The organism is Actinomadura harenae, assembly GCF_003696215.1.
GTDB lineage: Bacteria > Actinomycetota > Actinomycetes > Streptosporangiales > Streptosporangiaceae > Spirillospora > Spirillospora harenae.
Window position 1 is genome coordinate 1 of the sequence record NZ_RFFG01000124.1, and the last position, 20,464, is coordinate 20,464.

22 protein-coding genes are annotated in these 20,464 nt (G+C 71.1%); 10 read left to right on the forward strand and 12 right to left on the reverse strand.

Annotation, left to right across the window (positions count from 1 at the left end; translation table 11 throughout):
• From EBO15_RS37475 to ctaC, 4 genes are all read right to left on the reverse strand, one after another.
• The coding region (locus EBO15_RS37475) for a L,D-transpeptidase (RefSeq protein WP_233616722.1) at positions 1-1,339 on the reverse strand (1,339 nt) is incomplete at its 3' end.
• A gap of 217 nt (positions 1,340-1,556) precedes the next feature.
• On the reverse strand, positions 1,557-1,967 hold the full coding sequence (locus EBO15_RS37480; RefSeq protein ID WP_122199224.1) for a cytochrome c oxidase subunit 4: 411 nt from the start codon (positions 1,965-1,967) through the stop codon (positions 1,557-1,559).
• 3 nt (positions 1,968-1,970) lie between these two features.
• On the reverse strand, positions 1,971-3,692 hold the full coding sequence (gene ctaD / locus EBO15_RS37485) for an aa3-type cytochrome oxidase subunit I (RefSeq protein WP_456047891.1): 1,722 nt from the start codon (positions 3,690-3,692) through the stop codon (positions 1,971-1,973).
• Positions 3,689-4,516, reverse strand: a complete 828-nt coding sequence (gene ctaC, locus EBO15_RS37490; protein WP_456047892.1) for an aa3-type cytochrome oxidase subunit II — start codon at positions 4,514-4,516, stop codon at positions 3,689-3,691. The genes ctaD and ctaC overlap by 4 nt, the downstream gene beginning before the upstream one ends.
• 261 nt (positions 4,517-4,777) lie before the next feature.
• Between ctaC and EBO15_RS37495 the strand changes: the two genes are divergently transcribed.
• On the forward strand, positions 4,778-5,920 hold the full coding sequence (locus tag EBO15_RS37495) for a cysteine desulfurase family protein (RefSeq protein WP_233616724.1): 1,143 nt from the start codon (positions 4,778-4,780) through the stop codon (positions 5,918-5,920).
• 40 nt (positions 5,921-5,960) lie between these two features.
• On the forward strand, positions 5,961-6,278 hold the full coding sequence (locus tag EBO15_RS37500) for a sulfurtransferase TusA family protein (protein ID WP_122199227.1): 318 nt from the start codon (positions 5,961-5,963) through the stop codon (positions 6,276-6,278).
• A gap of 58 nt (positions 6,279-6,336) precedes the next feature.
• Here the strand turns inward: EBO15_RS37500 and EBO15_RS37505 are convergent, their stop codons facing one another.
• Positions 6,337-7,311, reverse strand: a complete 975-nt coding sequence (locus EBO15_RS37505; protein ID WP_122199228.1) for a carbohydrate kinase family protein — start codon at positions 7,309-7,311, stop codon at positions 6,337-6,339.
• 287 nt (positions 7,312-7,598) lie between these two features.
• Positions 7,599-7,961, reverse strand: coding sequence for a HesB/IscA family protein (locus EBO15_RS37510; protein ID WP_122199229.1), 363 nt, complete (start codon positions 7,959-7,961; stop codon positions 7,599-7,601).
• Between the two features lie 259 nt (positions 7,962-8,220).
• Here EBO15_RS37510 and nadA point away from each other — a divergent pair, with 259 nt between their 5' ends.
• A complete protein-coding gene (gene nadA / locus EBO15_RS37515) occupies positions 8,221-9,375 on the forward strand; it encodes a quinolinate synthase NadA (RefSeq protein ID WP_122199230.1) in 1,155 nt (384 codons plus the stop codon).
• Positions 9,376-9,498: 123 nt separating this feature from the next.
• Here the strand turns inward: nadA and EBO15_RS37520 are convergent, their stop codons facing one another.
• From EBO15_RS37520 to EBO15_RS37540, 5 genes are all read right to left on the reverse strand, one after another.
• Positions 9,499-10,266: a maleylpyruvate isomerase family mycothiol-dependent enzyme gene (locus EBO15_RS37520; protein ID WP_122199231.1), complete on the reverse strand. Its 768-nt coding sequence runs from the start codon at positions 10,264-10,266 to the stop codon at positions 9,499-9,501.
• A 91-nt stretch (positions 10,267-10,357) separates the two neighbouring features.
• Positions 10,358-10,927: a PspA-associated protein PspAB gene (pspAB, locus tag EBO15_RS37525; protein WP_122199232.1), complete on the reverse strand. Its 570-nt coding sequence runs from the start codon at positions 10,925-10,927 to the stop codon at positions 10,358-10,360.
• The gene (gene htpX / locus EBO15_RS37530; RefSeq protein ID WP_122199233.1) at positions 10,927-11,844 is read right to left on the reverse strand and encodes a zinc metalloprotease HtpX; all 918 of its coding nucleotides are present in this window, start codon (positions 11,842-11,844) and stop codon (positions 10,927-10,929) included. Before htpX ends, pspAB begins: the two co-directional genes overlap by 1 nt.
• An 85-nt stretch (positions 11,845-11,929) precedes the next feature.
• Positions 11,930-12,208, reverse strand: coding sequence for a PspA-associated protein PspAA (gene pspAA, locus EBO15_RS37535; RefSeq protein ID WP_122199234.1), 279 nt, complete (start codon positions 12,206-12,208; stop codon positions 11,930-11,932).
• Positions 12,205-13,035, reverse strand: a complete 831-nt coding sequence (locus EBO15_RS37540) for a PspA/IM30 family protein (RefSeq protein ID WP_122199235.1) — start codon at positions 13,033-13,035, stop codon at positions 12,205-12,207. The genes pspAA and EBO15_RS37540 overlap by 4 nt, the downstream gene beginning before the upstream one ends.
• Before the next feature lie 133 nt (positions 13,036-13,168).
• Between EBO15_RS37540 and EBO15_RS37545 the strand changes: the two genes are divergently transcribed.
• Positions 13,169-13,756 carry a DUF3043 domain-containing protein gene (locus EBO15_RS37545; RefSeq protein ID WP_233616725.1) on the forward strand — a complete coding sequence of 196 codons (588 nt, stop codon included), beginning with the start codon at positions 13,169-13,171 and terminating at the stop codon, positions 13,754-13,756.
• Positions 13,757-13,842: 86 nt separating this feature from the next.
• Positions 13,843-14,844, forward strand: a complete 1,002-nt coding sequence (locus tag EBO15_RS37550) for an aldo/keto reductase family protein (RefSeq protein WP_122199237.1) — start codon at positions 13,843-13,845, stop codon at positions 14,842-14,844.
• Positions 14,845-15,036: 192 nt separating this feature from the next.
• Here EBO15_RS37550 and EBO15_RS37555 read toward each other — a convergent pair whose 3' ends face one another.
• On the reverse strand, positions 15,037-15,231 hold the full coding sequence (locus EBO15_RS37555; protein ID WP_122199238.1) for a hypothetical protein: 195 nt from the start codon (positions 15,229-15,231) through the stop codon (positions 15,037-15,039).
• A gap of 427 nt (positions 15,232-15,658) precedes the next feature.
• Here EBO15_RS37555 and EBO15_RS37560 point away from each other — a divergent pair, with 427 nt between their 5' ends.
• From EBO15_RS37560 to EBO15_RS37580, 5 genes are all read left to right on the forward strand, one after another.
• Entirely contained in the window at positions 15,659-16,279 is a 621-nt protein-coding gene (locus EBO15_RS37560) for a bifunctional adenosylcobinamide kinase/adenosylcobinamide-phosphate guanylyltransferase (RefSeq protein ID WP_233616726.1), read from the forward strand.
• Positions 16,276-17,046 carry an adenosylcobinamide-GDP ribazoletransferase gene (locus EBO15_RS37565; protein WP_122199239.1) on the forward strand — a complete coding sequence of 257 codons (771 nt, stop codon included), beginning with the start codon at positions 16,276-16,278 and terminating at the stop codon, positions 17,044-17,046. Before EBO15_RS37560 ends, EBO15_RS37565 begins: the two co-directional genes overlap by 4 nt.
• 5 nt (positions 17,047-17,051) lie before the next feature.
• Positions 17,052-18,581: a leucyl aminopeptidase gene (locus EBO15_RS37570; RefSeq protein WP_122199240.1), complete on the forward strand. Its 1,530-nt coding sequence runs from the start codon at positions 17,052-17,054 to the stop codon at positions 18,579-18,581.
• 148 nt (positions 18,582-18,729) lie between these two features.
• On the forward strand, positions 18,730-20,121 hold the full coding sequence (gene lpdA, locus EBO15_RS37575) for a dihydrolipoyl dehydrogenase (protein ID WP_122199241.1): 1,392 nt from the start codon (positions 18,730-18,732) through the stop codon (positions 20,119-20,121).
• A 46-nt stretch (positions 20,122-20,167) separates the two neighbouring features.
• The coding region (locus EBO15_RS37580) for a biotin/lipoyl-containing protein (RefSeq protein WP_325051974.1) at positions 20,168-20,464 on the forward strand (297 nt) is incomplete at its 3' end.

Sequence of the window (20,464 nt, forward strand, 5' to 3'; positions counted from 1 at the left end):
TCGTCGGGACCGCGCTCGCCCCCGAGGGGGCCGCGCCCGGCGAGGCGCTCGGCGCCGGGGCCGAGCCCGACGCGTCCGCCGCCCCCGAGCCGTCCGGACGGACCGGGGCGTTGCCCTGCGGGCCCGCGGTCACCGACTGCTTCAGGGCGCTGCCCTGGACCCACTTCTTCCACGACTCCTGCCAGAAGCCCCAGCCGTTGTCGGGTTCCAGCTCGCGGGAGGTGCCGACGATACGCACCGGGTCGCCGCGGTAGGAGAGGTTGTAGAACCAGCGCGCGTTCTCCGGGCTGGCGTTCACGCAGCCGTGGCTGACGTTCGAGTTGCCCTGGTCGCCGACCGACCACGGCGCGCTGTGCACGTACTCGCCGCTGTTGGAGATCCGGACGGCCGCGTACACCGTCTCCCGGTAGTAGCCGGGGCAGCCCGGTCCGCACCCCGTGGTCGCGGAGTCCATGATGACCGGGTCGTCCTTCTCCATGGTGAGGTGCAGGCCGTTGGTCGTCGTGTACTTCTCGACCCCGCCGCGTCCCATGCTCACCGGGATCGTCCGGACGAGCCGTCCGTTGCGCCGCACGGACATCATGTGCGTGACGGCGCTCGCCTTGCTGATGTGGGAGTCGCCGATGCGGAAGTCGGCCTTGACGTCCTTGCTCCCCCACAGGCCCTTCCCGGCCCGGACGCCGCTCAGGTGCGCGCGGAACGACACCTTCGTGTGGGCGGGCCAGTACTCCTTCGTCCGGAACACGACGGTCTGGTCGTCGAACCAGTGCCACGCGCCCTCGACCGGCTTCGCGGACTTCACCTCGAGGGACCGCTCGACGGCGGCCCGGTCGGCGATGCCCTGCTGGAACCGCAGGACGATCGGGATCCCGACGCCGACGACCTCCTTGTTGTAGGGGGCGTCGAGCGCCGCGTCCAGGGTCTTCTTCACCTTGGCGGTGTTGAAGTCGCTGGTGACCGTGTGGGTCCTGCCGTCGACGCCGAGACCGGTCGCGGTGACCGTGTAGCTGGTGCCCGGGTCGAGCGTCCAGCGGGCCTTCCAGCGCGTCCGGTCCGCGCTCAGGTCGCCCTCGACCGGCGCGCCCTTGTGGGTGACCGTGACGTTCTCGACGGTGCCGCGGTCCGCGGCGACCTGGATCACCGAGTCCGGGCGCAGGCCGTCGCCGCCGTTCGCGGGCGAGACGTCCAGGTGCACCGCGTTCGCGGTGAGATCCGTTTGGCCGCCCGAGCAGCCCGCCAGTCCCCCGACGGTCAGCGCGGCGCACGCGACCGTCCCTCCGACCAGCTCCAGCGTGGCCCGGCGGCGCCGGGCCGTATGTACAAGCCTGCCGACCCGCACCGCAACCCCCGCAATGTCACTGTCCGTATACGATCTTGTCCATAGAGTGTCGTACCCCGAGACGACGCCCATTATGTAAGGGCCTGTGCCTGCGAAATCGCAGGCACAGGCCCCTTTGAAGATCGCTTTACCGGATCGGTGCTCCGGGTCGCGCGGCCTGGCGACCGGCCGTCCTCCACGTCACCGGCCCGCTCACGCGAACCGGTGACACCGTGGATCAGTGGGCGAAGTGCCCCCGGTAGTACTCGAAGACCAGGCCGACGGTCGACAGCATCAGCCCGGCGGCGCCGAGCAGGACCATCCACCAGCCGAACACCATGCCGAGCGACACGAACGCGGCCGAACCGCCGATGTACAGCGGCCACCACGAGTGCGGGCTGAAGAAGCCCAGTTCGCCGGCGGCGTCCGCGATCTCGCCCTCCGGGTCGTCCTCGTACAGCGGGCCGCCGTTGGCGCCCTCGAGACGACGGATGGTGAAGTGGACGTAGAACCCGATCAGACCCGAGAGGCCGACCGCGAGGGCCAGCGCCGTGGTGCCGGTCCAGTCCTTCGACCAGAGCCAGTAGACGACGTCGGTGGCGAGGAAGAAGACCGCGCACCCGTAGAACATGAACGCCTGAACGCGCATCGGCTACTCCTCCGTTTCCGTGGCGTGCCCGGTGGCCGGCTCTTCCTTGACGAGAGCCGCCCTGTTGGACATGTTGATCGGCTCGCCCTTCGCCCCCACGTGCGGGTGGTGCAGGTCGAACGCCGGACGCTCGGAACGGATCTTCGGGATCGAGTTGAAGTTGTGCCGCGGCGGCGGGCAGGAGGTCGCCCACTCCAGGGACGAGCCGTAGCCCCACGGGTCGTCGACCTCGACCCGCTTGCCCTTCTTCCACGTGATGTAGATGTTGTAGAAGAACGGCAGCATGGACGCGCCGAGGATGAACGAGAAGATCGAGGAGACCTGGTTCAGGCCCGTGAACTCGCTCGCGTAGTCGGCGTACCGGCGGGGCATGCCCTCGGCGCCCAGCCAGTGCTGGACCAGGAACGTGCCGTGGAAGCCGATGAACAACAGCCAGAAGTGGATCTTGCCGAGCCGCTCGTTCAGCATCTTGCCGGTGAACTTCGGCCACCAGAAGTAGAAGCCCGCGAACATCGCGAACACGACCGTGCCGAACACGACGTAGTGGAAGTGCGCCACCACGAAGTAGGAGTCCGACAGCTGGAAGTCCATCGGCGGGGACGCCAGGATGACGCCGGTCAGGCCACCGAAGAGGAAGGTGACCAGGAAGCCGATCGACCAGAGCATCGGCGTCTCGAACGTTAGTTGCCCTCGCCAGATCGTTCCGACCCAGTTGAAGAACTTCACACCTGTCGGGACGGCGATGAGGAACGTCATGAACGAGAAGAACGGCAGCAGCACCTGGCCGGTCACGAACATGTGGTGCGCCCACACGGTGATCGACAGGCCCGCGATGGAGATCGTCGCGAAGACCAGGCCGATGTAACCGAAGACCGGCTTGCGGCTGAACACCGGCAGGATCTCGGTCACGATGCCGAAGAAGGGCAACGCGATGATGTACACCTCTGGGTGTCCGAAGAACCAGAAGAGGTGCTGCCAGAGCAGTGCGCCGCCGTGCGAGGCGTCGTACACGTGCGCGCCGAACTTGCGGTCGGCCTCGAGCGCCAGCAGCGCGGCGGCCAGGACCGGGAACGCCAGCAGGACCAGGATCGAGGTCAGCAGGATGTTCCACACGAAGATCGGCATCCGGAACATGGTCATGCCGGGGGCACGCATGCACAGGATCGTGGTGATGAAGTTGACCGCGCCCATGATCGTGCCGAAGCCCGACATGGCGAGGCCCATCACCCACATGTCGCCACCGATGCCCGGCGAGCGGACGGCGTCCGACAGCGGGGAGTAGGCGAACCAGCCGAAGCTGGCGGCGCCGCCCGGGGTCAGGAAGCCCGCGATGGCGATCAGCGAACCGAACAGGAACAGCCAGTAGGCCAGCATGTTCATGCGCGGGAACGCGACGTCCGGAGCGCCGATCTGCAGCGGCATGATCACGTTCGCGAAGCCCGCGAAGAGCGGGGTCGCGAACATCAGCAGCATGATCGTGCCGTGCATGGTGAACAGCTGGTTGAACTGCTCGTTGCTCACCAGCTGCAGGCCCGGCTTGTACAGTTCCGCGCGCATGACCAGCGCGAGGACGCCGCCGAACAGGAACATGATGAACGAGGTGATCAGGTACAGGTACCCGATCTTCTTGTGGTCGGTCGTCGACATCCAGTCGGCGACCAGGCGGCCCTTACGGGTCCTGGACGCGGCGACCGGCGCGGTCGGCGCGTGGCTGATCGCGGTCACTTGACACCCCCCGTCGCCTTGGCCTTCTGCTGTGCCAGCCACGAGGTGTACTGGTCGGGCGAGACCACCTGGAGCTGGAACAGCATCCGGCTGTGGTCGACGCCGCAGAGCTCGGCGCAGCGGCCTTCGTAGATGCCCTGCTTGCGGGCGGTGAACTCGAACTCGTTGGTGTAGCCCGGCATGACGTCCTTCTTGTAGAGGAGCGCCGGGACCCAGAACGAGTGGATGACGTCGTTGGCGTGCAGCCGCACGCGGATCGTCCGGTCCGAGGGGACGACCATGACGGGCTTGGCGCCCGCCGGGGCGTTCGGCGCGACCGGAGTGCCGACCACGGAGGCGACGGTCGTCTCCTGACCGCCGTTCTTCTCCTTGTAGTCGAACTGCCAGCTCCACTGGAAGCCCGTCACGTCAACGGTGACCGCCGGGTTCTTGGTGGTCTTCTCGACGTAGGACTCGTCGCGCGCGGTGAAGTAGAACAGCACACCGATGATCACGAACGGGACCGCCGTGTAGAGGATCTCGATCGGCATGTTGTAGCGGACCTGCGGCGGCAGGTCGTTGGAGCGCTTGCGGTGGAACAGCACCGCCCAGATGATCAGGCCCCAGACGACGGCGCCCACCGAGAACGCAGCGATCCAGGAGCCCTGCCAGAGCTTCAGCATGCGCTCGGCCTGGTCGCTGATCGGCTCGGGCATGCCCAGGCGGGACGCCTGACCGCTGCACGCGGTTGCGGACAACGCCAGCAGACCTAGCGCGCCGGCGCTTTTGATTGCGCGGCGACTGCGCACAGGCGTACGCCGCTCCCCAGAGCGGGTCGGACTCACGGAATGCCTTCCCCACGGATGAGAGCCCAGGGAACTCCCGGGCGGTGAGATCAGTTGTTACACGTTTGGGGGACACACTAGCGCGAGGGTGCGGGAGTCCCCTCCCGGGGTGCCCGGTTAGGGTTCTGGCGTGGCTCGAGCATGTGCTGACCGCCCCCGCGTCCGCTCCGGACCGGGCAGGACGGTGTGCGTCGGCGCCCGCGGGGCGCGTCCCCCGCTGAGCGCCTTTCCCTATGTCCCGGTCTGTGGCGGGTGTTCCCCGTGAGCGCCGGATACTTCGACGCGGCCTCGGCCGAGCCGCTCCATCCCGCGGGACGGTCGGCGCTGCTGGGCGCCCTCGACACGGCCTGGGCCGATCCGGCGCGGCTCTACGGCGCGGCGCGCTCGGCCCGGCTGGAGCTCGACCGCGCGCGGGCGCGGGTGGCGGCGGTGCTCGGCGTCCGGGCCGACGAGGTGGCGTTCACGACGTCCGGTACCCAGGCCGTCCACCTGGGAATCCTCGGCTCCCTGCGGTCGCGTCGGCGTGTCGGACGGCACCTGGTGGTGGGCGCGGTGGAGCACTCCTCCGTCCTGCACGCCGCCGAGGCCCACGAGCGCGACGGCGGCGAGGTCACGGTCGTCGGCGTGGACGAGACCGGCCGGGTCGACCCGGCCGCGTTCGCGGCGGCGCTGCGCCCGGACACGGCGCTCGCCTGCCTCCAGTCCGCGAACCACGAGGTCGGGACGGTGCAGCCGGTCGCCGAGGCGGCCGAGGCCTGCCGGGCCGCCGGGGTCCCGCTGCTGGTGGACGCGGCCCAGTCGATCGGCCGGACGCCCCTCCCGGACGGCTGGTCGCTGCTGACGGCGTCCGCGCACAAGTGGGGCGGGCCGCCCGGCGTGGGGGTCCTGGTCGTCCGGAAGGGCACGCGCTGGCGCTCCCCGATGCCGGACGACGAGCGCGAGGGACGGCGCGTCCCCGGCTTCGAGAACGTCCCGGCGATCATCGGCGCCGCCGCCGCCCTCGAGGCGTTCGCCGCCGACATGGCCGAGGAGGCCCCCCGGCTGTCCGGCCTCGTCGACGTGATCAGGGAGCGGGTGCCGGAGACGGTGCCCGACGTCCAGGTCGTCGGCGACCCGGTGCGGCGGCTGCCGCATCTGGTCACGTTCTCGTGCCTCTACGTGGAGGGCGAGGCGCTCCTGACCGAACTGGACCGGCTCGGTTTCGCCGTCTCGTCCGGCAGCTCCTGCACGGCCGATACGCTGCGTCCGAGTCATGTTCTGGAGGCGATGGGCGTGATTACCCACGGGAACGTCCGGGTATCGCTGCCGCGGGGCGCGGAGCCGTCCGCCGTGGAGCGGTTCCTCGCCGTCCTGCCGGACGCCGTGGCCCGCCTGCGCGCGGCCGCCGGGGTGACCGGCGCATGACCCCCATGTTCACCGCGAGGACGGGAAGGCGGACGCGCCCATGAGGTTCCGAGGTCGTTCGCGCAAGGACGAGGCGCCGCCGCGGGACACCGTCCCGCCGCCGCCCGTCGCGCCGCCCGGGGCCACTCCCCCGGTCCTGGTGATCGACGCCCTGGGCCGCAAGTGCCCGATCCCGATCATCATGCTGGCCGAGCGGATCCGCGAGATCCCGGTCGGGCAGATCATCTCCGTCCTGGCGGACGACCCGGCCGCGCACACCGACATCCCGGCGTGGTGCCGCATGAAGTCCCAGGAGTTCGTCTGGGAGGAGACCCTCCCCCAGAGCGGCTGGGGCTTCCACATCCGCCGCTCGTACTGAGCGGAAACGGTGCGCCGCGCCCCTCGGGGACGCGGCGCACCGTCGTGCCCGGGCTCGCTCAGGCGAGGTGGACGGCGACCTCGGCGGCGGCGTCCTCGCCGTAGGCGCCGGCGAAGCGGGCCATGAAGCGCTCCTTCACGACCGAGTACTCCTGGCCGCCGGGGACCTCGAGGGCGTGGGCCGCGACGAGGTTGCCGACCTGGGCGGCGCGCTCCAGCGGGAGGCCCCAGGCGGTGGCCGTGAGGAAGCCGGCGCGGAACGCGTCGCCGCCGCCGGTCGGGTCGACGACCTTGTCGACGACGACGCCGGGGACGTGCAGCCCTTCCTCGCCCTTGCGGTCGATCACGGTGCCCTTGGCGCCGAGGGTGGTGATGCGGACGCCGACCCGGTCGAGGATCTCGGCGTCGGACCAGCCGGTCTTCTCCTCGCAGAGGGCCTTCTCGTACTCGTTGGTGAACAGGTACGCGGCGCCGTCGAGGAGGCGGCGGACGTCAATGCCGTCCATCCGGGCGAGCTGCTGGGACGGGTCGGCGGCGAACGCGATGCCGCGGGTGCGGCACTCGTCGCTGTGCCGGAGCATGGCCTCCGGGTCGTTCGGGCTGACCAGGACGAGGTCCAGCCCGCCGACGCGCTCGGCGACCGGCTGCAGCTCGATCTCGCGGGCCTCGCTCATCGCGCCCGTGTAGAAGCTGGCGATCTGGTTCTGGTCCTGGTCGGTGGTGCACAGGAAGCGCGCGGTGTGGTGCAGCTCGGAGATGTGCACCGATCCGCAGTCGACGCCGTGCCGCTCCAGCCACGAGCGGTAGTCGGCGAAGTCGTCGCCCACCGAGCCGACCAGGAACGACGTGAGGCCGAGGCTGCCCATGCCGAAGCAGATGTTGGCCGCGACGCCGCCGCGGCGGATCTCCAGCTCGTCCACCAGGAACGAGAGCGACACCCGGTCGAGCTGGTCGGGCATCAGCTGGTCGGTGAAGCGACCCGGGAAGGTCATCAGATGGTCGGTCGCGATGGAGCCAGTTACGGCGATGCGCACGGCGTCGCTCTCCTCGTGGTGTGGCGTCCGGCTTGTCACCGGCTGTAGGAAACCCCAAGAGGCTACTTCCCGCGACGGCGAGGCGCGCAACCGAAGCGCCACGTCCGCACCGGGCCACCCGGACGGGCCGTACCGGCGCGCCGGACGGCCTCACGGACCGCTCGGGCGGACACCCGGAACGCCCCCGGCCGGTCCGCACGGACATCCGGGATGCCCCGGGGATGGCCCGCGCGGGCACGCGAAAAGGCCGGCGCGGCGGTCGCCGCACCGGCCTTCCGGAGCCCGTCCTAGTTGAACGAGTCGCCGCAGGCGCAGGAGCCCGAGGCGTTGGGATTGTCGATCGTGAAGCCCTGCTTCTCGATGGAGTCGACGAAGTCGATGGTGGCGCCGGTCAGGTACGGGGCGCTCATCCGGTCCACCCGGACGTTGAGGCCGTCGAAGTCCTGGACCATGTCGCCGTCCATCTCGCGCTCGTCGAAGAACAGCTGGTAGATCAGGCCCGAGCAGCCGCCCGGCTGGACGGCGACGCGCAGGGCGAGGTCGTCACGCCCTTCCTGCTCCAGCAGGCCCTTCGCCTTCTCGGCGGCGGCGTCGGTCAGCACGACGCCCTGCTGCGTGGTCTCCTGCGTGGTCTCGCCCGAAACCGTCATGTGATGTGCTCCCGGGTCTCACAGCGCCGCCGAGGCGACGGTTCTTCGCCAGTTCGTGGAGGACGGCCGGCGGAATCGCTTAGGGGCGCTTCCGCAGTCTCCTGTTGGAAGAACAACGTACCTCGGCCCATGGCCATTCCATCTCCCACCAGTCTTTCACGGCGAGACCTCGCTCACACCCCGGCCGCCCCGGGTCCGCAATGTGCGATTATTAGTCGTCAAAGCGACGATAAGGCTCCGTCGCAGGAGGGAGCATCCCGTGACCACCCCCGTACGCGATCTTCCGTTGCTGCTGCTCGGCACGGGTTCCGACCCCGCCAGCGAGCGCGGCGTGGACTGTCCCGGCGAGCTGCCGCCCGCGTCCGATCCGGAGCTGGTGGAGCGCGCCCGCGCCGCCAAGGCCGCGCTCGGCGGCGAGGTGTTCGTGCTGGGCCACCACTACCAGCGGGACGAGGTGATCGAGTTCGCGGACGTCACCGGGGACTCGTTCAAGCTCGCCCAGCAGGCCGCGGCCCGCCCGGACGCCCCGTACATCGTGTTCTGCGGCGTCCACTTCATGGCCGAGTCCGCCGACATCCTCACCGCCGCGCACCAGCAGGTCGTCCTGCCGGACCTGGCGGCGGGCTGCTCCATGGCCGACATGGCCACGTTCGACCAGGTCGAGGAGTGCTGGGAGGTCCTGGAGGACGCCGGGATCGCCGACGACGTCGTCCCGGTGACCTACATGAACTCCTCCGCCGACATCAAGGCGTTCGTCGGACGCCACGGCGGCGTGGTCTGCACCTCGTCCAACGCCAAGCGCGCGCTGGACTGGGCCTACAGCAAGGGCTCGAAGGTCCTGTTCCTGCCCGACCAGCACCTCGGGCGCAACACGGCCGTGCTGGAGATGGGCCTCTCACTGGACGACTGCGTGGTCTACAGCCCGCACCGTCCCGAGGGCGGCCTGTCCGGGCAGCAGCTGCGCGACGCCAGGATGATCCTCTGGCGCGGGCACTGCTCGGTGCACGGCCGGTTCAGCCTCGACTCGGTGGAGGACGTCCGGCGGCGGGTGCCCGGCGTGAACGTCCTCGTCCACCCGGAGTGCAAGCACGAGGTCGTCACCAACGCCGACCAGATCGGCTCGACCGAGTACATCATCCGGACGATCGAGAACGCCCCGTCCGGGTCGTCCTGGGCCGTCGGCACGGAGCTGAACCTCGTCCGGCGGCTGGCGAACGCCCACCCGGACAAGAACGTGATGTTCCTCGACAAGGCGGTCTGCTTCTGCTCGACCATGAACCGCATCGACCTGCCGCACCTGGTCTGGTCGCTGGAGTCCCTGGCGCGCGGCGAGGTCGTCAACCGGATCGAGGTGGACCCGGACACCGCCCACTACGCCCGCGTCGCCCTCGACCAGATGCTCGCGCTCCCCTAAGGCCGAATCATCGGCGCCCCTAAGGCCGACGTGTCGGCGACGGCCACCGGCATCGAGCCGGTGGCCGTCCGCGTTCCTGGATGATCACCGCGTCTCCGGATGATCAGCGGGTCGCCGGACGGGTCAGATCGCGGAGTTCTCCGCCCAGAACGCGACGAGATCGCGGTCACCCGCGACCGAGATGCCGGGATCGCCCGTCTTGCGGCGTCCCCAGAGGAAGAGGAACAGCGCGGACGCGTCCGCCCGGACGGACGCGTCGGCGTGCACGTCGTCGGCCGCGCTGGAACGCCGCCACTCGAAACGGTCCTTCTCCAGCCCGACCGTCCAGCGGTCGCCGGTGTCGTCCGCGGTGAACGCGAGCGTCGAGCCGTCACCGCGCAGGTTCTCGACCTTCGGGGCGAACGTCGCCGCGTACGGCAGGTTCCCCAGCAGCTCGTCCATGCCGTCGACGGCGGCCTCGCCGGACACCGTGCAGCCGCGTCCGAGGGCGAAGTGCAGGTCGGCGCGGTGGACAACGGCCTCGTGGACCATCCGCCGCGACCAGAACCGGGCGTGCTGATCACCGCCCCACGCCCACATCTCCATGCCCGGGTCGGCGGCGCGCAGCGTCGCGACCAGCGCCGCGCCGCCCTCGGCGAACCACGGGCGCAACTCGGCGTCGGTCTCGGGGATCGGGCCCGCGAGCCGCCGGGGGCTGATCGGACGCGTCGCACGCGTGCGCACCAGCCCCTCCGCCCAGCGCTGCGTCACACCGAGGTGGCCGGCAAGATCACGGACCGCCCAGCCGGGACAGGACGGCACCGGCGCGGCCGGATCCGCGTCCTCCAGCGCCGCCGTGAACGCGGCGACCTCGCGCTCGACCGCGTCGCAGTACCGCTCGTGCGTCCACATGGCGTCCTCCGGAAACGGATCGGGTCGGATCGGTTCAGACGGATCACGCGGGGAGGATCAGGGCGAGCGGGAGGAGGCCGACGAGGGCGGGTCAGAGGCCGGGGGCTCCCCAGACCGCGAACCAGCGGCCGAGGTCGTCCTCGAACTTCAGGTCGGCGCCGACCGCGCCGCGCGCCTGGATCTCCAGGGCGTTGTCGCGGCGGTCGCCGGGCAGCGGCGCGAACGGGTAGAACGTGCCGCGCTTGTACAGGTACACGAGCGCGAGACGCTGCCCCTCCGGACCCTTGAAACCGACCAGGGAGCACAGCAGGTGCGGGCCGAAGCCGCCCGCCTCCAGCGTGGAGTTGATCGCGTGCAGGTCGGTGACCAGGCCGGGCAGGTCGTCCGGGCTGTGCCGGCAGAGCAGCCAGGTGTAGCCGTAGGAGTCCTGGCCGGCCTCGACCTCCGGGGTGTCACCGGAGTTCAGCAGCTCGACCGCGTCCTTCTGGAGCTGGGCGAACGCGCCGCCCTCGGCGGCCCGGAAGCACACCGACCCCAGCCCGGTGGGGGTGAACCCGGCCGCCGCCTCCAGGGTGACGGCGGCGGTGGTGAGGCCGAACAACGCGTCGAGATCGGGTTTGACCGGCTTGGACCGGCCGAGCAAGGCGTCGAGGAACCCCATCACACTCCCCTGCTGAGCTCGCCGGAGATCTTGTTGAGCTGCTCGAGCCGCTTCTCCAGCGTCGGGTGCGTGGAGAACAGCTGCGAGACGCTGAAGCCCTTGCCGAACGCCGGGGTGAAGAAGAAGGCGTTGAACGGCTGGGCCGCGCGCAGGTCGTTGGTCGGGATCCGGGCGATCTCGCCGGTGACCTTGGTGAGCGCGCTGGCCAGCGCGGACGGGCGGCCGGTCAGCAGCGCGGCGGCGCGGTCGGCCGACAGCTCCCGGTACCGCGACAGGGCGCGGGTGAGCAGGAAGCTGATCGCGTAGGCGACGGCGCTGACCGCGACGACGGCCATGACCATCAGCGCGGCGTTGTTGTCGTTGCTGCGGCGGTTGAAGCCGCCCCACAGGCCGAACTCGAGCCCGATCCGGGTGAGCAGGCCGGCGCAGATTCCGAGGAACGAGGCGATCGTCATGACCGCCACGTCCCGGTGCGCGACGTGGGCCATCTCGTGCGCGAGGACGCCCTCGAGCTCCACCGGGTCGAGCCGGCGCAGCAGCCCGGTGGTGACGCACACGACCGCGTTCTTCTGGTTGCGTCCGGTCGCGAACGCGTTCGGCACGTCGGTGTCGGCGATCGCCACCCGCGGCTTGGGCGAGTCGGACATGGCGCAGATGCGGTCGATCACGCCGTGCAGCTCGGGGGCCTCCTCGGGGGAGACCTCACGGGCGTGCATCGCGAACGTGGTGATCTTGTCGGAGAAGAAGTACTGGACGAACAGGAAGACCAGCGCGATCACCAGTCCGATGACGCCCAGCTTCGGAGAAATCACGAAGAACGCCGTCACGAACGCGACGTAGACCAGCCCCAGCAGGAACATCGTCACGAGCATGCGCGACGTCAACCCCCGGTCGGAGGCGTAACGCGTGCGGGCCATCTCTCCTCTTCTCCGTCCCCAACAGTTGTTCTCACCGGTACAACGTCCGGGCCCCGACGTTTGTGCCGGGGACCGGGACGCCGCACTAGTCGGGGATGAGCCCCTCGTCGCCGAGCATGGCGCTCACCTCGTTGATGCTGGCGTCCGCCGGCGGAAGGATCAGCTCGGACGGCTCAAGACTGTCGGCGGGCAGCGCCTTGCCGACCTTGCGGACGTTCTCCAGCAGCCCGTGCAGGGCCTTGCGGAACTCGTCCTCGTCCCCCGACTCGATCGCCGTCTCCAGCGCGTCGTCGAGGTTGTTCAGAACAGCGAGGTCCTCGGCGGAGACGTCGAGCTGCCCCTCGCCCATGATGCGGACGATCACTGGTGGCCTCCCGGCTGCTGCGGCCACTGGCCCTGCGGCTGGCTCTGCGGAGCGGCCTGAGGGGCGGCCTGCGGGTTCTGCTGCTGCCCGGGGGCGCCCTGGCCCTGGTTCAGCTGCTTCGGCGCGGGGGCCTGACCGAGCTCGCGCTTCAGCGCCTCCAGCTCGGCGTCGACGCCCGGCCCGGAGCCCATGCGGTCGAGCTCGGCCTGGATGTCGTCCTTCGGACCGGAGAAGTCCTCGAGCGCGCCGGACGCCAGGAGCTCGTCGATCGCCCCGGCGCGGGCCTTCATGTTCTCGGTCTTCTCCTCGGCGCGCTGGATCGCGAGGCCGACGTCGCCCATCTCCTCGGAGATGCCGGAGAACGCCTCGTTGATCTTCGTCTGCGCCTCGGCCGCCGTGTAGGTGGCCTTGATCGTCTCCTTGCGGGTGCGGAAGGAGTCGACCTTGGCCTGCAGCCGCTGCGAGGCCAGGGTGAGCTTCTCCTCCTCGCCCTGCAGCTGCTGGTACTGCGCCCGCAGGTCGTTCAACTGGGAGTCCAGGCCGGAGCGCCGCGTCAGCGCCTCGCGGGCCAGGTCCTCACGCCCCATCTGCAGGGCCTGGCGGCCCTGGTCGGTCAGCTTGCTCTGCTGCTGCTCCAGCTGGTTGATCTGGAGCTCAAGGCGCTTGCGCGAGGTCGCGACGTCGGCCACGCCCCGCCGGACCTTCTGCAGCATCTCCAGCTGACGCTGGTAGGAGTAGTCCAGGGTCTCCCGAGGATCCTCCATCTTGTCCAGGGCTTTGTTCGCCTTGGACTTGAAGATCATCGACATTCGCTTCATCACGCTCATCGCGCGGCGCCGGTCCCTTCGTGCTGGCTGGCCCAGTCAATACTGGGCTCAATGACCACTGCTGGGGTTCTTATCACCCTACGCGTTAACGCGCGAGGCAGCCACGATGTTCGCAGCCGGTAGGCTGAGTTCCGTGTTCCGACGTCGTACGCAGGATGCCCCCGAGGCTCCTCCCGAAGTAGTGGCCAAGCCGGGGGGCAAGGGCCGTCCCACGCCCAAGCGCAAGGAGGCCGAGAAGAAGCGGCGCCAGCCGATCACCGCGCCCGCCAACCGCAAGGAGGCGTACAAGCGCCTTCGTGACAAGCAGGCGACCGACCGCGCCAAGGCGCGCGAGGGCATGGCCAAGGGCGAGGAGCGGTACCTCCTCAAGCGGGACAAGGGCTCTGTCCGCCGGATGGCCCGCAACTACGTCGACTCGCGCCGCACCTTCGGCTCGTACCTGATGTACCTGCTGCTGGCGCTGGTCGTGCTGAACTTCCTGCCGATCCCGGCCGTCCGGCTCACGATGCTGTTCGCGCCGCCGGTGCTGCTGCTGGTGGTCTTCGTCGAGGGCCTCCTCCTCTCGCGCGGAGTGACCAAGCTCGCCGAAGAGCAGTTCCCCGGTGAGGACCGCAAGGGCCTCGGCCTCTACGCGGCCATGCGCGCCATGCAGATCCGCCGGCTGCGCGTCCCCGCGCCGCAGGTCCAGATCGGCGACACCAGCTGGAAGACCAAGGACTGACCCAGGTCCTGAGCGAGGCCTGGGCGGGGCTCGCTCAGGGCGGGCGGCCGCCGCACGGGGACGGGCGCGTCGTAGGGTTCCAGATCATGGAGTTCCGACGCCTCGGCCGCAGCGGCCTCAAGATCAGCGAAATCGCCTACGGCAACTGGCTCACCCACGGTTCCCAGGTCGAGGAGGACGCCGCGCGCGCCTGCGTGGCGGCCGCCCTCGACGAGGGCGTCACCACCTTCGACACCGCCGACGTGTACGCCGGGACGCGGGCCGAGGAGGTCCTCGGCCGCGCCCTCAAGGGGCAGCGCCGCGAGGGCCTGGAGATCTTCACCAAGGTCTACTGGCCGACCGGCCCCGGCCAGAACGACCGCGGGCTGTCGCGCAAGCACATCCTCGAGTCGGCCAACGCCTCCCTGAAGCGCCTCCAGACCGACTACGTGGACCTCTACCAGGCCCACCGCTTCGACTACGAGACCCCGCTCGAGGAGACCCTCCGGGCCTTCGACGACCTCGTCCGGCAGGGAAAGGTCCTCTACGTCGGCGTGTCGGAGTGGCGCGCCGAGGAGATCGAGCGCGCCCTCAAGATCGCGGACGAGATGGGCTTCGACCGGATCGTGTCCAGCCAGCCGCAGTACAACATGCTGTGGCGGGTCATCGAGTCCGAGGTCGTCCCGCTGTGCGAGCGCGAGGGCATCGGCCAGATCGTCTGGTCCCCGATCGCCCAGGGCGCCCTCACCGGCAAGTACCTCCCCGGCCAGGCCGCCCCGGCCGGCTCCCGCGCCACCGACGACAAGGGCGGCGCGCGCATGATCTCCGAGTTCGTCAAGGACGACGTCCTGCGCCGCGTCCAGGAACTGAGGCCCGTCGCGGACGAGCTCGGCCTCACCATGGCCCAGCTCGCCATCGCCTGGACCCTCCAGAACCCCAACGTGTCGTCCGCGATCGTCGGCGCGTCCCGGCCCGAGCAGGTCCGGGACAACGTGAAGGCCGCCGGCGTCAAGCTGGACGCCGACGTCCTCAAGCGCATCGACGCCGTCCTCGACCCCATCGTCGAACGCGACCCGACGAAGACCGTCAGCCCCGCCTCTCGGCCGTAACACTGTGGGGGGACGACCCCCCACACCCCCGGGACCCGCAGGGATGCCCTCCTCGCTTCGCTGCGGGGGCGTCCCTGCGGGCTGCTTTGCGCGCCGCCTCCGCTGGCGCTCCGGCGGCGCGCAAAGCATGAGAGCCCCCACGTCCCTGCTGGGGCGGTACTGCGGGGCTCTCCCTGTGCGAGTTGATGCTCCTCAGGTGGGGTCGAGCAGGCTCATGGTGTAGACGGTGTCCTCTTCGTCCAGGAGGACGACCTTCTCGACGCCGTCCTCGCGGAGTTCGCGCCAGTGCTCGCCCAGCCAGGTCTCGGCGGCGGCCTGGGTGCCGAAGGACTCCTCCGCGCCGGTCCGCTCCCCGCCGGCCTTCTCCAGCTGCCAGTTCCACGCCATCGCCACTGCCCCTTCGCCGCTCGGACCCGCCCGGTAGCGGTGAGCGTAACCGGTCGGGCGGCGGGCGCGGCGGTGGACGCCGGTCAATAGGGTCGTGGGCAGGATGAAGATCGAACTGCCTGGAACCGCGGGGCCGGAGGGCTGGCCCGCACCCGGTTGCCGCTGCGCGTCGTGCGCGCGGGCGCGCGCCGCCGGGATCGCCCTTGAGCCCACGCGTGTGTTGATCGACGGTGTGCCCCTGGAGGAGTGTCCGCGTCAGGACGTGCCCGGGGGCTGGGATGTGCGTGCGCCCGGTGGGGAGCGGGTGCTGGTCTCCGGTGGGGTTGGGCAGCGGCCTGAGGCCGTCGCCGGGGTCGTGTACTCGGCTGCGCTGCTTGACCTCGTGGGGTGTCCGGAGCACCTGGGGTGGCTTCGGCGGGTGGGGGCGGTGTCGGACGCCACGGACGTTCGGGCCGTCCATGTCGATCACCGGGTCGGGTCGCCCGGTGAGCTCGAGCGGCGGATGGGGTTCTGGACGGGGTCGCTCGCCGGGCCCCATCGGACGTTGCTGCTCGGCGGGTCGCGGTCGGGGAAGTCGGCCGAGGCCGAGCTGCGGCTGATGGCTGAGCCTCGTGTGACGTATGTGGCCACTGGGGCCGGTGATGCGTCCGACGCCGAGTGGACGGCGCGGATCGAGGCGCATCGGGAGCGGCGTCCGGGCTGGTGGGAGACCGTGGAGACGGCCGGGCTCGCGGACGCGCTGGCGTCCGCGACGGGGGCGGTGCTGGTGGACGGCATCGGGTCCTGGGTGGCCGCGGTCATGGAGGAGACGGACGCCTGGGACGACCCGTCCCGCGTCCAGGGGCGGGTCGAGGAGCTGGTCGAGGCGTGGCGCGGGACGGCGGCGCGGGTGGTCGCGGTCAGTGACGAGGTGGGGATGTCGCTGGTGCCGACGACGCCCGTCGGACGCGCGTTCCGGGACGTCCTCGGCAGTGTGAACCAGCGGCTGGCGGCCGAGTCCGAGGACGTCGCGCTGGTCGTCGCGGGCCGTGTCCTGGAGCTTCCGTGAGCGCGCGGGACTGGGACGCGGGGGCGCGGCTGGCCGTGACGCTGCTCAGCGTCGTCCCGCTGCGCGCCGAGCGGGTGGACCGGGACGCCGCGCGGCGGGCGATGGTCCTCGCGCCCGCGGTGGGGGTGGTCGTCGGCGGTGGCATGGCGGTCACGCTGGCCGTCGCGGGCGGGCTGGGGTTCAGCGGCCTGCTGGGCGCGGCGCTGGCGGTGGCGGTGAGCGCGGCGCTGACCCGCGCCCTGCACCTGGACGGCCTGGCCGACCTCGCGGACGGGCTCGGCAGCCGCAGGCCCGCCGGGGACGCGCTGGAGATCATGAAGAGGTCGGACATCGGGCCGTTCGGTGTGGCCACGCTGCTCCTGACCCTGCTGATCCAGGTCGCGGCGCTGTCGTCGGCGCCGGTGCCGTGGGCGTCCGCGCTGGTCGCGGGGGTCGCCGGGCGGCTCGTGCTGCCCTGGGCGTGTCGCGCCGGGGTGCCGTCGGCGCGTCCGGGCGGGCTGGGCGCGCTGGTCGCCGGGTCCGTCCCGGTCAAGGCCGTCGCGGCCGTCTCGGTCGTGGTCGTGATCGCCGCCGCGGGGCTGGGATTCGCGGCGGACGGGACGGGCGGCGCGGTCAGGGCCGGGGCCGCCGTCGTGGTCGCGCTGGCGGTGGCGCTGGCGACGCTGGCGCACGCCGTCCGGCGGCTCGGCGGGGTCACCGGGGACGTGCTCGGCGCGCTCGTGGAGGTCGCGACGACCGCCGCCCTGGTGACGCAGGCCGTCCGATGAGGGCAATGCTTGATCCAAAAGGGCGAAACCGGTCACCTGGAGGACTAACATCGGAGGACGTGACGACCATCAGTCTTGACAGCGCAGTCCTGACAGCTCTCGACGCCGACGCGATCGTCGTCGGTGTCCATCCGGCCGGGGACTCCGTCCGTCCGGCCGGCGCCGACGATCTCGACGCCGCCCTCTCCGGGCGGCTCGCCGATTCCCTGACGGCGCTGGGCGCCACCGGCAAGGCCGGTGAGGTCGTCAAGCTGCCGACGCTCGGCGCCCTGCCCGCCGCCCTCGTCGTGGCCGTCGGCCTCGGCGAGGAGGACGCCCTCGACGCCGAGGGCCTGCGCCGCGCCGCCGGCTCCGCGCTCCGCGCGCTGGCCGGCAAGTCCCGGGTCGCGGTCGCGCTGCCCGCGACGTCCGCCGAGCACGTGGAGGCCGTGGCGCTGGGCGCGCTGCTCGGCAACTACGGCTTCTCCTCCTACCGCACCTCCGAGCGTCCCGGCCCGGTCGCCGAGATCGTGATCGTCGGTTCCGGCGACGAGGCGCCGGTGCGCCGCGCCGAGACCTTCGCGTCCGCGATCTCCCTGGTCCGCGACCTGGTCAACACCCCGCCGTCCGACCTGTCCCCCGAGGACTTCGCGGGCGTCGCCGCCAAGGTGGCGGGCGAGGGCGGCCTGGCCATCGAGGTGCTGGACGAGAAGGCCCTGGTGGACGGCGGCTACGGCGGCATCGTGGGCGTCGGGCAGGGTTCGGCGAACCCGCCGCGCCTGGTCCGCCTCGCCTACACCCACCCGGAGGCGTCCAAGACCCTCGCGCTGGTCGGCAAGGGCATCACCTTCGACTCGGGCGGCCTCTCGCTGAAGCCGGCCGAGGGCATGGACTGGATGAAGTCCGACATGGGCGGCGCCGCCGCCGTGCTGGGCGCGCTCGCCGCGATCGCCGAGCTCAAGCCCGCCGTGAACGTCGTCGGCTACCTCGCGCTCGCCGAGAACATGCCGTCCGGCACCGCGCAGCGCCCGTCCGACGTGCTGACCGTCTACGGCGGCAAGACCGTCGAGGTGCTCAACACCGACGCCGAGGGCCGCCTGGTCATGGCCGACCCGATCGTCCGGTCCGGCGAGGACGAGCCCGACCTGCTCATCGACGTCGCCACCCTGACCGGCGCCCAGCTGGTCGCGCTCGGCACCCGGACCACGGGAGTCATGGCCAACGACGACGACGTCCGTGAGAAGGTGGTGGCCGCGGCCGTCCGCGTCGGCGAGCCCTCCTGGGGCATGCCGCTGCCGGAGGAGCTCCGCAAGGGCCTCGACTCCGCGGTCGCCGACATCGCCAACATCAGCGGCGAGCGCTGGGGCGGCATGCTGGTCGCGGGCGTGTTCCTGAAGGAGTTCGTGCCGGACGGCGTCCGCTGGGCGCACCTCGACATCGCCGGCCCGTCCTACAACAAGGGCGAGCCCTACGGCTACACGCCGAAGGCGGGCACCGGCTCGGCCGTGCGCACGCTGGTCGCGGTCGCCGAGGACATGGCCGCCGGCGAGCTCTGACGTTTTTCACCGCCGGGCGGACCCCGACCGGGTCCGCCCGGCGCACAAGGGAATAGATTTTCCCTGGCGGCGGGGCGTCACCCCGTGCCGCCGCCGGGTGCGCGAGGCACACCAGCCGTAGGCGCGTAAGGCGGACAAGGGAGCGACATTGGCTGACAGCGGCCCCTTCGACATCGTGGTCCTGGGAGGCGGGAGCGGCGGCTACGCGTGCGCGCTGCGCGCGTCCGAGCTCGGCATGCGCGTGGCGCTCGTCGAGCGCGACAGGCTCGGCGGCACCTGCCTGAACCGAGGCTGCATCCCCACCAAGGCCCTGCTGCACGCGGCGGAGATCGCCGACCAGACGCGCGAGGCCGCGACGTTCGGCGTGAAGGCCGACTTCGTGGGCATCGACATCGACGGCGTCCACGCCTACAAGGACAAGGTCGTCTCCGGGACGGTCAAGGGCCTCACCGGGCTCATCAAGGCGCGCGGGATCGAGGTCGTCGAGGGCGAGGGGCGGCTCGCGTCCCCGACGTCCGTCGAGGTCCGCGCCGCCGACGGCTCCACCCGGACGCTGGAGGGACGGCACGTCCTGCTGGCCACCGGGTCCGCCCCGCGCACGCTGCCCGGCCTGGAGGTGGACGGCGAGAAGGTCATCTTCAGCGACCAGGCCCTGACGCTCGGCCGCGTCCCGTCGTCCGTGGTGATCCTCGGCGGCGGTGTGATCGGCGTCGAGTTCGCGAGCGTCTGGCGCTCGTTCGGGGCCGAGGTCACCATCGTGGAGGCGCTCCCCCACCTGCTGCCGCTGGAGGAGGAGAGCAGCTCCAAGCGACTGGAGCGCGCCTTCCGCAAGCGCGGCATCAAGTACGAGCTGGGCGTCCGGTTCCAGGGCGTCGAGCCCACCGACGAGGGCGTCTCGGTCACGCTGGAGAACGGCACGACCGTGGACGCCGAGCTGCTGCTCGTCGCGGTCGGCCGCGGCCCGGTCTCGTCCGGGCTCGGGTTCGAGGAGGCCGGGATCGCGCTGGAGCGCGGCTTCGTCAAGGTGGACGAGCTGTGCCGCACGTCGGTGCCGTCCGTCTCGGCGGTCGGCGACCTCATCGACACGCCTCAGCTGGCGCACGTCGGCTTCGCCGAGGGCATCCTGGTGGCCGAGCGGCTGGGCGGGCTGAGCCCGGCGCCGATCGACTACGACGGCGTGCCCCGGATCACCTACTCCGACCCCGAGGTGGCCTCCGTCGGCATCACCTCGAAGGTCGCCGCCGAACGCGGGTACGAGATCGACGAGGCGGTCTACGACCTGGCGGGCAACCCCAAGAGCAAGATCCTCGGGACGCAGGGCGAGGTGCGGGTGATCGCCGAGCGCGGCGGCCGCGTGCTCGGCCTGCACATGGTCGGCGCGCGGGTCGGCGAGCTGATCACCGAGGGTCAGCTGATCTACAACTGGGAGGCCCTGCCGAGCGAGGTCGCCCAGCTCATCCATCCGCATCCGACCCAGTCCGAGGCGGTCGGCGAGGCACACCTGATGCTCGCCGGCAAGCCACTGCACGTGCACGGCTGAACTGCCGCGCCGGGAATATGAGATCTCGAAGGAGTATCTGAGAGCCATGCCGGTCTCCGTCACCATGCCCCAGCTCGGCGAGAGCGTCACCGAGGGCACCGTCACCCGCTGGCTGAAGAAGGAGGGCGAGCGCGTCGAGACCGACGAGCCGCTTCTCGAAGTCTCGACCGACAAGGTCGACACCGAGATCCCCTCTCCCGCGTCCGGCATCCTGACCAGCATCACCGTCGCCGAGGACGAGACCGTCGAGGTCGGCGCCGAGCTCGCGGTCATCGGCGACGCGGGCAGTGTCCCCGCCCCCGCCGCCGCGCCCGCGGCCGAGCCCGCCGCGGCGCCCGCCCCG